The sequence below is a fragment of the Enterobacter sp. BNK-22 genome (assembly GCF_048684805.1).
Taxonomy (GTDB): domain Bacteria; phylum Pseudomonadota; class Gammaproteobacteria; order Enterobacterales; family Enterobacteriaceae; genus Enterobacter; species Enterobacter quasiroggenkampii.
Genome location: NZ_JBLQTT010000001.1, coordinates 2,078,674 through 2,091,361, shown reverse-complemented (window position 1 = coordinate 2,091,361; position 12,688 = coordinate 2,078,674). Strand labels below are relative to the sequence as shown.

The following is a 12,688-nucleotide window of genomic DNA, read 5'->3' as shown; positions in this document are numbered from 1 at the left end:
TTATCACTCTTTAGCAAACCGGGTGGAAACAAGGCCGTAGACCACCACCTGAGAAAACCAGACCCACCACCCAGCCCACAGGTTGTGAGAGAAAAAATGTGCCCCGCGCATGATCTGGCCATAACCCATCACCAGACCTAACACCACGCCCAGCGCAACGAAGCTCCAGGCGAGACGCGGACGCTCGCGCCAGAAGGCAAAAAACAGCCCCATCACCATAAAGCCGCTGGAGGCATGACCGCCGGGGAAACAGCGCCCCGGACCGCTGTCAGCAGGAACGGCGCTGAACAGGGGATAAGAGACAGCCTTACCGCCATATTCCACCAGGTCCCACGGGCAGCTGTGATGGCTCATGCTTTTCAGCAGGCCCACCACCAGCGCGCCAACGCCCATCAGCAGCGCCGCCGTCACCAGCCTTGCGTTACGCTTGTAAGCGCCGTAAAACAGCGCCACGGCGCCTAAGGCGATGGCGATGTACTTCGCCAGACGATGGTTGAGCAGATCCAGCAGGTGGTCTTTCTGCAGCGGGAAGCTCTGCGTCGCCGCGTCATACCAGAAGCCGGTTACCCATCTGTCGAGCGCTTCATTGCGCGATAGCCATGTAAACACCACGGCAAGGGCTATCAGTATGAAAAGCTGATAACCATAAAAGCGGGCCGGTAAGCGGTAAAGGCGTTTTGTCTTATTTGTCTGTAACTTAGACAATTCTGAACGGCTGGAGGTGAGTGCCATAATTTGGGGTCGTTGACGAGTAATGGGGCTATCATAAATCTGTCAAATTAAGGAAACCTTAAACGAAGACGATATGTGCTTTATTTCTGTTTATCCTCGATAAATCACTATCTCGGGCTGCGGCATTTCATTACACTCGTCGCGATTTTGTCATTATAAAGAGATTGCATGTTAAACCGTTCTTCTTCAGGTTCACGTCTGGGTCGTCAGGCGTTGCTTTTCCCTCTGTGTCTGGTGCTCTACGAATTTTCTACCTATATCGGCAACGATATGATCCAGCCCGGGATGCTGGCCGTGGTGGCGCAGTACAACGCCGGAATCGAGTGGGTACCGACCTCCATGACCGCCTATCTGGCCGGCGGCATGTTTTTGCAGTGGCTGTTAGGCCCGCTGTCGGATCGTATTGGCCGTCGTCCGGTGATGCTGACGGGCGTGGTGTGGTTTATCGTCACCTGCCTTGCCACGCTGCTGGCGCAAAACATTGAACAATTTACCTTGCTGCGTTTCCTGCAGGGGGTGAGCCTGTGCTTTATCGGCGCCGTGGGGTATGCCGCTATTCAGGAGTCGTTTGAAGAGGCGGTGTGTATCAAAATTACCGCGCTGATGGCGAACGTGGCGCTGATCGCTCCCTTGCTCGGGCCGCTGGTAGGCGCCGCATGGGTGCATATGGCGCCGTGGGAAGGGATGTTTGTGCTCTTTGCGGTTCTCGCCGCCATCGCGTTCTTTGGTCTGCACCGGGCAATGCCGGAAACCGCCACCCGCATCGGCGAGAAACTCTCGCTGAAAGAGCTGGGGCGGGATTACAAAGAAGTGCTGAAGAATGGCCGCTTTGTGGCGGGCGCGCTGGCGACCGGGTTCGTTAGCCTGCCGCTGCTGGCGTGGATTGCCCAGTCACCGGTCATTATCATCAGCGGTGAAAAGCTCAGCAGCTACGAGTACGGCCTGTTGCAGGTACCGATCTTTGGCGCGCTGATTATCGGTAACCTGGTGCTGGCGCGTCTGACCTCACGCCGCACCGTGCGTTCACTGATTATCATGGGCGGCTGGCCGATTGCAGCCGGGCTGATTCTGGCGGCGGTGGCGACCGTTGCGTCATCACACGCTTATCTGTGGATGACGGCAGGACTCAGCATTTACGCCTTCGGGATTGGCGTGGCGAACGCCGGGCTGGTGCGCCTGACGCTGTTTGCCAGCGAGATGAGTAAAGGCACGGTCTCCGCGGCGATGGGAATGCTACAGATGCTTATTTTTACCGTCGGTATCGAGGTGAGCAAGCATGCCTACGCGATGGGAGGCAACGGGTTGTTCAGCCTGTTTAACCTCGCCAACGGTGTGTTGTGGGTTGGCCTGATGGTGGTGTTCCTGAAAGACAAGCGCGTCGGAAACGCCCTGCAACCTTAACTGTTTATTCCCTCTCCCGGTGGGAGAGGGTTAGGGTGAGGGCACCAGACCGCACGGTGTTAATTAAACGGTGCCTCCCCGTTCAACACCTTCTCAATCACATCCAGCACGCCTTCCTCGTTATTATGCGGCGCTTCAAAACGCGCCGCCGCTTTGATATGCGGTCTGGCATTCGCCATCGCAAAGCTGAACCCGGACTGGCGCAGCATCTCCACGTCGTTGCCGCTGTCGCCGAAGGCCACCACGTCGCTGTTCTCTATCCCCCAGCGCTGCTGCAGGATCCGCAGGCCGTTGGCTTTATGCACGCCGGGGATAATCAGGTCGATACTGCCGTGACCGGTGGTGACGGGCACCATGATGTCGCTGAGTTTTTCATGCAGCAGCGCCTGAATACGCGGAATTTCATCATCGGATACGTTAAGCCCGAACTTGAAGAAAATATCGTTCAGGTTGTCGAAATCGCTGACCACTTCCAGACGGTGATAGTACTTTGCCGCGATGGCCTTAAAGCCCTCGTCATAGCACTTGAGCGTGTAGGCGCTGCTCTTCCCGCAGGCGATAATCTCAATGCCCGGCACGTCGTTTAACACATTCGCGACGGTCTCGAAATGGGCTTTCGACAGTTCACCGTTGAAGACGTCTTCACCCTCACTCACGACCCAGCCGCCGTTTTCGGCGACGAATGAAATTTCATGCGCAATCTCCGGGAAAAAGGAGATCAGCTGGTAGTACTGGTTGCCGCTGGCGACCACGAAGCGAATGCCTTGCGCCTTCATGCGCGCGTACTGCGCCAGAAAGCGCGGGCGATTGTAGGTCTTGGCATCACTCAGGAATGTGCCATCCATGTCGACGGCGATCAGTTTAACGCTCATATCCCTTCTCCAGTGTCGTGTGTTTCGTTTCCGGCTTTGCCACCGCGCGCGCCACCAGCGCCGCGACGATCACCAACCCTAATACCACCAGCATGGCGCTGCGCAGCCCGTAGTGCTCCCCGAGGAAGCCGAGCAGCGGCGGCCCGACCAGGAAGGCGAGATAGCCGGTAGTCGCCACCACGCTGACGCGCGTCGGGGCATCCGGGCCGGTGTCGCTGGCGGCGGAGATGGTCAGCGGGAAGCCGAGGGACGCGCCCAGCCCCCAGAGGATCACTGAGACGCCGGCAATCCAGTCCACATCCACAAAGATAATCATCGCGATACCCAGCCCGCCGAGCAGGGCGCTGGCGCGCACCACCGCCACGCGGCTGTAGCGGTCGATAAACCAGCCGCCGGTGAAGCGCCCGACGGTCATCCCCAGCGTAAACCCGGCGTAGATCAGCGAGCCGGAGGTCGGGCTAAAGCCGTGACCGTCCACCATCAGCAGCGGCAGCCAGTCGTTGGCGGACCCTTCCGCGAACGCCATCGCCAGCACCACCACGCCAATCAGCATCAGCTGATAATCGCGGTAGAAGGGCAGCCCTTTTTCGGCCGAATGCTGTTCATCTGAGGCGTTCTTGCCGGTGCCGTCCGGGATCGCCCGGATGCCGGTCAGAATCGGAATAATGCACACCAGCGCCGCCAGCAGGATATGCAGATTCGCGGTCATGCCGAAGGCCGTCAGCGCCATCCCCACGCCCGCACCGGCCAGCGTGCCGAGGCTATAAAAGCCGTGCATCATCGGCAGCACGGTTTTGTTCATCTCGCGCTCGACCGCCGCCCCTTCAACGTTTATCGCCACTTCCGCCGAGCCGAAGCTGCCGCCAAACACCGTCAACCCCAGCGCAAACAGCACCGGTGAGGCAAACCACAGCGCCACGCTCAGCACCATCATCCCGAACACCGCGAAGCACATGGTGGTGCGGATCACCGCCCGCGTACCGAAGCGCTTCACCAGCCATGCGGAGCAGAGGATGCCGCTCATGGAGCCTATCGACAGGCCGAACAGCACGATGCCCATTTCCGCGGTAGAAACGGACAAAATGTCGCGAATGGCGGGGGTGCGCGTGGCCCAGGAGGCCATCAGCAGACCGGGAATAAAGAAGAACATAAACAGCGCCCACATGCGGAGCTGCAGGGCTTTACGGGGAGAGGTCAGCGTCATTGGGGTAGCACCAGAAGTACAACAATAGCGACAACACTAGCAAGTTTGTGTACATTTGTACACAAACACAGGTGAGGAATTGATGAGCAGACCACCCAACGATCCGCATCGCCGGGAGAAAATCCTGCAGGCGACGCTCGACACCATTGCTGAACACGGTATTCACGCCGTCACGCACCGTAAAATCGCCACCTGCGCGGGCGTGCCGCTGGGGTCGATGACCTACTATTTCGACGGTATGGAGCCGCTGCTGGAGGAGGCCTTCACGTGGTTTACCCGCCAGATGTCGCAGCAGTACCGGGATTTCTTTGCGGGCGTCACCGGGCCGGAAATGGCGTGCGAATCCATCACTACCCTGATCCACAGCTCACAGGTGACCACGCCGCACAACATGGCGCTGATGTATCAGCTTTACGCCTTTATGCACCGCAGCGCGGCGCTCAAAACGGTGATGCAGGACTGGATGAAGATGAGCCAGACCACGCTGGAGCAGTGGTTCGACCCGGTTACCACCCGCGCGCTGGATGCGTTTATCGAAGGGATGACGCTGCACTACGTCACTGACCGGACGCCCTTAACCCGCCAAGAGATCCGGGCCATGGTGGGCAGGATTGCGGGCGAGAGCTAGGTTGCACCGGCGGTCATATTGACTGTGGTTCCCGTGATGGCGCTGGCCGCATCTGAAGCCAGAAACGCAATCGTGTCTGCTACCTGCGCTAGCGTCGGCAGGCGATGCGTCAGGGTGCTTTGCGCGGCGCCGCCGAGAAACTGCCCGACCGTTATCCCCATCGCCTGCGCCTTGGCGGCGAAAATGGCCCCCACATACGAACCCGCCTGCACCGCGTCGGCTATTGCGTGCGAGCGCAGACACAGCACACGAATATTTTGAGTCCCCAGCTCAGCCGCAAGCGCCCGGGTAAAGGCTTCCGTTCCCGCGCAGCCGACGATATGTCCGAGGTGGCCCGCCATCGCCATGTTTGCGGCGGGGGCGACGACGGTAATTATGGTCCCGCCATGCTCGCCGCCCATGCGGGATGACACGGCTTTCGCAATGTTAAAGTACGCGGCCAGGAAAGGGTCGAAGCCCTGACGGAATTCGCCGAGCGTTAATGCCTCAAGACGTTTGCCCTGATCGTGCATAAAGCCCGTGGCGTTGACGACGATATCAATGCGGGCAAGGTCGGGGAGCGGCGAGGACTCCTCAAGCGCATCGAAAACAAACGTGCTGGCAGAACCGCCAGCGGCGCGAATGCTGCTGGCGGCCTGCTCCAGCCTGGCGTGGGTGCGTGCGGCGAGATACACCTCCGCGCCTTCACGCGCAAGAGCGTGTGCCGCAGCGCTGCCGATGGCGCCGCTGCCGCCGAAGATGACGGCGGTTTTGTTTTTAAGACCCATGCCTGCATACCCTCACCAGACTTAACCCTCAACAGTATGTGCCGGGTTTCGGCGGATGCAACTCAGCCGTTGGGCGGGGTATGCGGTTGGCAGATCTTACCGTGCCATTATCAATGGGTTACTTTTGTGAGATTTTTTTCCCGCTGGCGTCCACCACCGCTTCGCCATCTTCTTTCGTAAATGCCCCTTTCTGCGCATCCGGCAGAATGTCGAGGACGACTTCAGACGGGCGGCACAGGCGGGTGCCCAGCGGTGTGACCACGATCGGACGGTTAATCAGAATCGGGTATTGCAACATAAACTCGATTAGCTGGTCGTCGGTGAAGCTATCGTCGGCAAGGCCGAGCTGTTCATAGGGCTCCACGTTTTTACGCAGCAGATCCCGCACCGAAATGCCCATATCGGCAATCAGGGTGGTCAGCGCATCGCGCGACGGCGGGGTTTCCAGATAGAGGATAATCTCTGGCTCCGTGCCGCTGTTGCGGATCATCTCCAGCGTGTTGCGCGAGGTGCCGCAGGCGGGGTTGTGGTAAATGGTGATGTGGCTCATATCAGTGGCTCATTACAGTGTGAAGGAGAGACGTAGCGCCAGCGCGGCGAGCGTCACAAACAGGACCGGCAGCGTCATGATGATGCCCGTCCGGAAATAGTAACCCCAGGTGATCGTCATGTTTTTCTGCGCCAGCACGTGAAGCCAGAGCAGGGTGGCGAGACTGCCGATAGGCGTGATTTTTGGGCCCAGATCGCAGCCAATCACGTTGGCGTAAATCATCGCCTCCTTAATCAACCCGGTTGCCGTGCTGCCCTCAATGGAGAGCGCGCCAATCAGCACCGTGGGCATATTGTTCATTATGGATGACAGGAACGCGGTGATGAACCCGGTACCCAGCGTGGTTGCCCACAATCCGTGCCCTGCCAGGCTGTTCAGTACGCCTGTGAGAGAGTCCGTCAGCCCGGCATTGCGCAGGCCATACACCACCAGATACATCCCCAACGAGAAGATCACGATCTGCCACGGTGCGCCGCGCAGCACTTTTCCGGTATTTATCGCATGTCCGCGTTTTGCAACGGCAAACAAAACCAGCGCGCCCGCAGTCGCAATGGCGCTGACCGGAATACCCAGCGGCTCCAGCACAAAGAAACCGACGAGAAGAAGGAGCAGCACGATCCAGCCGGTTCTGAACGTCGGAAGATCGTTTATCGCGCGTGCAGGCTCACGCAGTTTCGCCAGGTCATATTCCGGCGGAATTTCCTTGCGGAAGAACAGATGGAGCATGACCAGCGTTGCGGCAATCGCAGCGATATCAACGGGAATCATCACCGAAGCATATTCGCTGAACCCCAGCGTGAAGAAGTCTGCCGAGACGATGTTGACCAGGTTCGACACAATCAGCGGCAGGCTGGCGGTATCGGCGATAAAACCTGCCGCCATCACAAACGCCAGCGTGGCCTGCTTGCTGAACCCCAGTGCCAGCAGCATGGCGATAACGATAGGCGTCAGGATCAGCGCTGCGCCGTCATTGGCAAACAGCGCCGCGACGGCTGCGCCCAGAAGGATAATCCAGGTAAACAGCAATCGCCCGCGACCGTTTCCCCAGCGGGCGACGTGCAGCGCCGCCCACTCGAAAAAGCCGGACTCATCCAGCAGCAGGCTGATGATGATGACGGCAATAAACGTTGCCGTAGCGTTCCAGACGATATTCCAGACTACCGGTATATCGTTAATGTGAATCACGCCGCTGGCCAGCGCCAGCACGGCGCCGATGGTCGCGCTCCAGCCAATACTCAATCCTTTGGGCTGCCAGATGACCAATACCAGCGTAAACAGAAAAATAGCCCCAGCCAGAAACATTGTTTACTCCGTTATATCTGTTTTTGCGAATGTGTTTGATTAGCACGAACCCGGAAGCCGGTTTTTCAGCTTCATGCGCGTCTCTTCCCGCAGGCAGTTCCAGCTGGTGTCGATAACGGCTGCCGCCCATGCAGGCATGTTGGGAGAGAGACGGTAATGGACCCATTTACCCTCGCGACGGTCGATCACCAGCCCGGACTCGCGGAGCAGGGCCATGTGGCGTGAGACCTTCGGCTGAGATTCGGTGGTCGCGGAGCAGAGATCGCAGACGCATAGTTCGCCCGCTTCGCGGAGCAGCATGACGATGGCGAGCCGCGTTTCGTCGGAGAGGGTTTTGAAGAGGTGGAGTGGGTGGAGCATGGGAGTTCCTGCAGGTGTGGTTTTTTTATATGTGTTTAATCATATATGTTTTGGTTGCTGCAGAGAAGCAGAAGTAGATCCGATGCTGCGAGATGGCAGTCTGCAGTTGGGTTGCGCATCTTTTACATGAATCAACGTCTGTAGGAGTATAACTAATGGTATAAGTTATACTAAAGCAGCATGGGTTTTAACTTCATTATTAATCAATGGGTTAGGTGAGTGAAAATTTTTAGCGTTAAAAGCATATTTTTGCTGTATGTATGACTGTGATATTGAGAGGAAATGTGAACGATATATTCATGATGTCACTTGCCCAGCGGACGGACAGAACTTTTACATAGGGATTGTCGCTAGCTCTTACTATAGTGTTGAGGGCAAGGACATTGCGATTACGCTGCAAGACAGCAAGGAAGTACACATTAGTGATTCCTCACTTGAGAGCGATAATTAGTGTAATAGGCCTTACAACATGATTGTTATGCATTTTGTTGAGTTCGAAACTTTAAAACGCTACTATCATTGAACTGAATTTATGGTTTTGGGGAATTAGAGGCGGCCCCCCGAAAGTTGATACCGCCTAGTTGGTAACTTCGTCGAACGACTGGGACTCCAACCGTGCCGGCTGTGAGGTCGGCTCTAATTTTTAGGTTTGGGCAATTCATACTTTAGATTCACATCTCGCGTAAGGATATCTCTTGGTCCTTTCGACCTGTCGAAAAAAAGCCAAATATTAAATTTGCGCTCTTTTGGCCAAGTGTCATACATAAGCGAATCCCACCCCAAATAAGACGCAACTTTGTTGGCAACTGCTAACTTTGCATCCGAAGTTGCTTTGCCTTGATAGGCGCACATCACTGCGCCTAGAAGAAAATCTGCAATTTGAATATGTTCAGAAGATTTTGAATCCTTTGTGACGACGCTCTTGATAATGTCTCTGCGGCCAAACCTTTTTGCTAACGTGTGGTTAGTAATGACTTCGAATGCCTCATCAGCTTTTTTATACCGCGATGGAAGTGGGTCCACTTCCACACGGAACTCGCACTCCCTATCTGGATGAGCCTTGATAACGTTGCCTATTTTAGTTTCAATCAGCTTGCCAAAATGCTTACGCATAGCCAGATCGTAGTCGCCGCCATGGAAGGATTTTTCTACTTTTGATTTTTCAACAATGATGCAGTGGAATGCCAACCATTGGTGCTTGAAGAACGTTTCAAGGATGTCATGATAAAAAGCAGCATTTCGCTTTGAATGAGCTTTTTGCCACTTTATTTCATCGTTACAGTTATGCTTTTCCCTAAGCTCACGAATGATGCGCACGAAGTCTCCACGCCTCTGATACTTCATCCACAGACTACCAAATCCATAAAATCGCTGACCATCTATGCCCGATTCATCACAGGCGACATGCCATATCAGCTTTCCAGGATCATTCGCTTCCATGTTTTTCCTTCATGAGTAAAATTTCAGGTGGTGATTATGATTTAACCACATCACTCAATGGTTGATAAGGATCAGTTTTAACCTGTGTTTGAGAAGAATTCCAACGCAAACTTGTGTGACTTTAGTTTTGCGGTGTGCATGGCGGACACTGTCTGGGCTTATGTGCACCATACGCGCCGAATTATGCATAGATGCATATGATCCAAAAAACGTCGCCACCAGGTTGCCCCACCAGTACTGGCGTGCTTTCCAGCCGGCATGCCCTACATTAAATCTCTATATTAAAGTGGTAAGCCTGGCGGGGATGTAAACGCGTTTAGTTAAAATCTCTTGAGTTGATGAAAATAAACGGTATTTTAATCTGGCACAGTAAAACCTAACAACTCATAAGGACAATGATAATAATGCAAATAGTTTCCGTTATAAATTATAAAGGTGGCGTTGGTAAAACAACAGTTACGTCTAATTTAGCCGCTGAATTAGCATTTCGAGGTAAGAATGTGTTGGTTCTTGATATGGATGCTCAAGCGAGCCTGACATTTTCGTTTCTAACTCCCGATTATTGGGACAACCATCTTAAAAATGAACGGACCATTAAAAACTGGTTTGATTGTATTAGTCAGGGAGAGCAAACAATGCCTCTTTCAACGTTAAGAGTACGACCAGAACCAGTTAATAGTAGGTTTGGTAGAAATGGGGGGTGTTTGGATTTAATATCTTCCCATCTAGGTTTGATAAATGTTGATCTTGAACTTGCAACGCTTCTCGGAGGAGCAAGTCCTAGTCAAACCCAAAAAAAATATCTCAAAGTTCATGGTAAACTTAGAGAGGAGCTTCAAATATTAGCGGATGAAATGAACTATGATATTGTTTTAATTGATTGTCCGCCTAACTTTAATATTGTAACAAAAAATGCTTTGATTGCATCAGATAAAATCCTTATACCAGCAAAGCCTGATTATTTGTCAACTTTAGGGATTGATTATTTAAAAAGAAGCGTTGATTCTCTAGTTACAGACTATAATTTCTATGCCGATAAGGATGAAGATTATGAAAGAGTAACCCCTGAGATTCTGGGAGTAGTTTTCACTATGATTCAAATTCACTCAGAACAACCTATTGCCGCCCAAAGACAGTATATTGCGCAGACGAAACGTCTGGGCGTTCCCGTATTTGATGCTATTTTTAGAGAGAATAAAACTATCTTTTCTGATGCCCCTAGGGATGGAATTCCTGTAGCATTAATTGGCTACTCGCATTCTACTCACTCTTCTATTGTTGGAGAGATTGAGAATTTTGTTGATGAGTTCCTTCAAAAGGTTGGAGAATAAAAGTGAGTAAAGTTAAAACATTAAGCATGCTATTACGTGAATTGCAAGATGCAGTTCTTGAACTAAATGAGGGAGAATTAGAGAAAATTATTTCAGGCGAGTATCAATTCATCCTTAAGGTAGGTAAAAAACGAGTTAGCACTAACACAAAGATAAGTCCAGTAGATGATTTTAGCTACAATGAGCTACTTAATTTACTTAACCAATGCGAGTCAAGAGAACAAGGTAACGATCTTTTGTCGCGTGAACTCAAGACCAAATCTGAATTTGAAAAGTTCGCGCGTCATGTCGAGGTCGCTGTAATGAAAAGTGATAAGCTCGAGAAAATAAGAGATAATATTATTGAGTCGACAGTAGGCGCTAAACTACGTTCTGATGCTATTCAGAATAAAAAGTAAGAAATGGCCGCCACTTTGGCGGCCGTCTCTAATATTTTTAAAATAGTGATATGTTCTTCAGGTCAACTATGTAACAATTTCCAATTGCTTCTAAGGAAGCAATATGTCATTACGTATAAATAATTATTGTCGCCTTCTCAATATTCTTAAACCCTGAACATTACCCATCATGTTTCTTATCTTCTATGGCGAAATGCGGTGTTCTGCCATTATGTCATTTTTGCTCATTTACTTGATGTTTAGAAACATCATCTTTTGCCTCGATCTCATATAACAAGATTATTGAATTCCGTCTTTTTTGTCGTTGGGCTAGAACATGAATAGATTTCACAAATTATCTGGTTCTTTACGCTTTTGATCGTTTAGTGAATGTTGTTAACATCCTCTTGGTCCAAGTCACGCTTTATCAAGGAAACAATATTGCCTCTGGTAAATTATATGGCGATGTGGTCATGCTTTACTGCACAAAGCAAAAGGAATCGAGATTAAAAAAACGCAGGACGTCTTTCTGCAGTGATTGCTACAGAGAAATAATACCTTGAGGGAAATTTGTCGCCTCACCAGATAGGCGTAGTTAAAAGTCAGATAATCCTGCATAAATTAGCTGAATGTCTTCTGGATTAATAATGGGGGGGGTGAATACTCTGGCTAAAATGTAGCGCTTCTCCGCAATAGGAGAACTTTGATGAAAGGCGGCACGTGAAAGGTATCACTATTAGTTGGGGTCTGGAAGTGAAAATAAATGCGCTCGGAATTGAATAATTATTTTCATAATGAGAATGATGATCGTTTGTTATTTTGAATTGATAAGAGCGAAAGCTGAAAGAATAATGAATTATCCGTTCTTTATGCGGTCCGAAAAGTCAGAGCACCTTATCCGAAAGGAATGCAGGAACAATGGCTGACGCATCTAGGCTCATTAGTGTATTTTTTAATAAGCTATGAATCGTCTCCTGAAACCCCGCTCATCAGCAATCTCCATCATTCTTGCCTCCGCAGCAGCTTGACTACGCATTTCCGAAAGTTTGGATTTAAAGGTGTGAAGATTACCCTGAATATTTAATGGTAGGGGAGTCGATGCGATCAGCGTGTCTTCAAGTTCCCAGGGCGCATCAACAGGATGCCAGTGAACTTTGGCATTCTTTTCCATCCAGGCGTCAAGCCACTGCTCGCCAGGGTGAGTAAATGTCATTCTGGATCCAGAACCCACACGGCGCAGGGGAAAGCCACTTAAATCACTCAATAACACACCCAGCGTGCGCCTGAGTGTCGAACCAGCTGCATTGCCGCTGTAATGCGTTTTGATTCGTTTCCTTAAGTTCGAACGGCTGTTAGGTTTCACTCTCTGGTCGGGTGAAATACCAACGTATAGTAGCGTGTAACCGTCTAAGGTAATGCAGCCCTCTGTCGGCACACCTGGAGGGATCTCCTTAAACCACCAGAAGTAGACGCCATTTACTGGCGGAACTGGCGATGGCTTGCTCATTACTTCCGTTCTGCTGTAGGTTTTCTCGGGATAAAAATCGAACATGCGGCTTTCCTTGCTGACGTTTTTCCTGATTTTATTCTTTTGCTGTCAGGGAGCGATAGTTTTATGAAGGCTGGAAGGAAAAAGTAAGGAGATAGGGGTTTTTTGTCTGGTGCTGGTACCCAACACCAGAAAGTGTGGCTGTAAGCGATTGATTTTGTGTGTGAGGGAATTT

General features: G+C 51.8%; 13 protein-coding genes. 4 read left to right on the top strand and 9 right to left on the bottom strand.

Annotated elements, in window-relative coordinates:
• Positions 1-3 precede the first annotated feature (3 nt).
• Complete coding sequence (locus ACMGGE_RS09895; protein ID WP_045908450.1) at positions 4-732, bottom strand: phosphatase PAP2 family protein; 729 nt, start codon at positions 730-732, stop codon at positions 4-6.
• Positions 733-900: 168 nt separating this feature from the next.
• On the opposite strand from ACMGGE_RS09895, the gene ACMGGE_RS09890 reads away from it, so the two are divergent.
• Positions 901-2,133: an MFS transporter gene (locus ACMGGE_RS09890; protein WP_021240942.1), complete on the top strand. Its 1,233-nt coding sequence runs from the start codon at positions 901-903 to the stop codon at positions 2,131-2,133.
• A gap of 59 nt (positions 2,134-2,192) precedes the next feature.
• Here the strand turns inward: ACMGGE_RS09890 and ACMGGE_RS09885 are convergent, their stop codons facing one another.
• Entirely contained in the window at positions 2,193-3,005 is an 813-nt protein-coding gene (locus ACMGGE_RS09885) for a Cof-type HAD-IIB family hydrolase (protein ID WP_420293710.1), read from the bottom strand.
• Positions 2,995-4,209: an MFS transporter gene (locus ACMGGE_RS09880; RefSeq protein ID WP_048222198.1), complete on the bottom strand. Its 1,215-nt coding sequence runs from the start codon at positions 4,207-4,209 to the stop codon at positions 2,995-2,997. Before ACMGGE_RS09880 ends, ACMGGE_RS09885 begins: the two co-directional genes overlap by 11 nt.
• Before the next feature lie 82 nt (positions 4,210-4,291).
• Between ACMGGE_RS09880 and ACMGGE_RS09875 the strand changes: the two genes are divergently transcribed.
• A complete protein-coding gene (locus ACMGGE_RS09875) occupies positions 4,292-4,837 on the top strand; it encodes a TetR/AcrR family transcriptional regulator (RefSeq protein ID WP_229225587.1) in 546 nt (181 codons plus the stop codon).
• On the opposite strand, the gene ACMGGE_RS09870 is transcribed toward ACMGGE_RS09875, so the two are convergent.
• From ACMGGE_RS09870 to ACMGGE_RS09850, 5 genes are all read right to left on the bottom strand, one after another.
• Complete coding sequence (locus tag ACMGGE_RS09870; RefSeq protein WP_229225588.1) at positions 4,834-5,604, bottom strand: SDR family NAD(P)-dependent oxidoreductase; 771 nt, start codon at positions 5,602-5,604, stop codon at positions 4,834-4,836. The genes ACMGGE_RS09875 and ACMGGE_RS09870 overlap by 4 nt on opposite strands.
• Before the next feature lie 118 nt (positions 5,605-5,722).
• Complete coding sequence (arsC, locus tag ACMGGE_RS09865) at positions 5,723-6,154, bottom strand: glutaredoxin-dependent arsenate reductase (RefSeq protein WP_229225589.1); 432 nt, start codon at positions 6,152-6,154, stop codon at positions 5,723-5,725.
• Positions 6,155-6,166: 12 nt separating this feature from the next.
• Positions 6,167-7,456 carry an arsenic transporter gene (locus tag ACMGGE_RS09860; RefSeq protein WP_252077382.1) on the bottom strand — a complete coding sequence of 430 codons (1,290 nt, stop codon included), beginning with the start codon at positions 7,454-7,456 and terminating at the stop codon, positions 6,167-6,169.
• Positions 7,457-7,495: 39 nt separating this feature from the next.
• Entirely contained in the window at positions 7,496-7,816 is a 321-nt protein-coding gene (locus ACMGGE_RS09855) for a metalloregulator ArsR/SmtB family transcription factor (protein ID WP_262801931.1), read from the bottom strand.
• A gap of 636 nt (positions 7,817-8,452) precedes the next feature.
• Entirely contained in the window at positions 8,453-9,256 is an 804-nt protein-coding gene (locus ACMGGE_RS09850) for a DUF3800 domain-containing protein (protein WP_111967012.1), read from the bottom strand.
• Positions 9,257-9,660: 404 nt separating this feature from the next.
• On the opposite strand from ACMGGE_RS09850, the gene ACMGGE_RS09845 reads away from it, so the two are divergent.
• Together ACMGGE_RS09845 and ACMGGE_RS09840 are read left to right on the top strand one after the other, a co-directional pair.
• Complete coding sequence (locus ACMGGE_RS09845) at positions 9,661-10,587, top strand: ParA family protein (protein ID WP_111967011.1); 927 nt, start codon at positions 9,661-9,663, stop codon at positions 10,585-10,587.
• A 2-nt stretch (positions 10,588-10,589) separates the two neighbouring features.
• Entirely contained in the window at positions 10,590-10,985 is a 396-nt protein-coding gene (locus ACMGGE_RS09840; protein WP_111967010.1) for a hypothetical protein, read from the top strand.
• 931 nt (positions 10,986-11,916) lie between these two features.
• Here ACMGGE_RS09840 and ACMGGE_RS09835 read toward each other — a convergent pair.
• The gene (locus ACMGGE_RS09835; protein WP_420293709.1) at positions 11,917-12,516 is read right to left on the bottom strand and encodes a GIY-YIG nuclease family protein; all 600 of its coding nucleotides are present in this window, start codon (positions 12,514-12,516) and stop codon (positions 11,917-11,919) included.
• Positions 12,517-12,688: the final 172 nt, after the last annotated feature.

Coding starts and splice junctions, on each gene's coding strand:
- ACMGGE_RS09895 (WP_045908450.1), bottom strand. CDS start 732: ATGGCACTCACCTCCAGCCGTTCAGAATTGTCTAAGTTACAGACAAAT.
- ACMGGE_RS09890 (WP_021240942.1), top strand. CDS start 901: ATGTTAAACCGTTCTTCTTCAGGTTCACGTCTGGGTCGTCAGGCGTTG.
- ACMGGE_RS09885 (WP_420293710.1), bottom strand. CDS start 3,005: ATGAGCGTTAAACTGATCGCCGTCGACATGGATGGCACATTCCTGAGT.
- ACMGGE_RS09880 (WP_048222198.1), bottom strand. CDS start 4,209: ATGACGCTGACCTCTCCCCGTAAAGCCCTGCAGCTCCGCATGTGGGCG.
- ACMGGE_RS09875 (WP_229225587.1), top strand. CDS start 4,292: ATGAGCAGACCACCCAACGATCCGCATCGCCGGGAGAAAATCCTGCAG.
- ACMGGE_RS09870 (WP_229225588.1), bottom strand. CDS start 5,604: ATGGGTCTTAAAAACAAAACCGCCGTCATCTTCGGCGGCAGCGGCGCC.
- arsC (WP_229225589.1), bottom strand. CDS start 6,154: ATGAGCCACATCACCATTTACCACAACCCCGCCTGCGGCACCTCGCGC.
- ACMGGE_RS09860 (WP_252077382.1), bottom strand. CDS start 7,456: ATGTTTCTGGCTGGGGCTATTTTTCTGTTTACGCTGGTATTGGTCATC.
- ACMGGE_RS09855 (WP_262801931.1), bottom strand. CDS start 7,816: ATGCTCCACCCACTCCACCTCTTCAAAACCCTCTCCGACGAAACGCGG.
- ACMGGE_RS09850 (WP_111967012.1), bottom strand. CDS start 9,256: ATGGAAGCGAATGATCCTGGAAAGCTGATATGGCATGTCGCCTGTGAT.
- ACMGGE_RS09845 (WP_111967011.1), top strand. CDS start 9,661: ATGCAAATAGTTTCCGTTATAAATTATAAAGGTGGCGTTGGTAAAACA.
- ACMGGE_RS09835 (WP_420293709.1), bottom strand. CDS start 12,516: ATGTTCGATTTTTATCCCGAGAAAACCTACAGCAGAACGGAAGTAATG.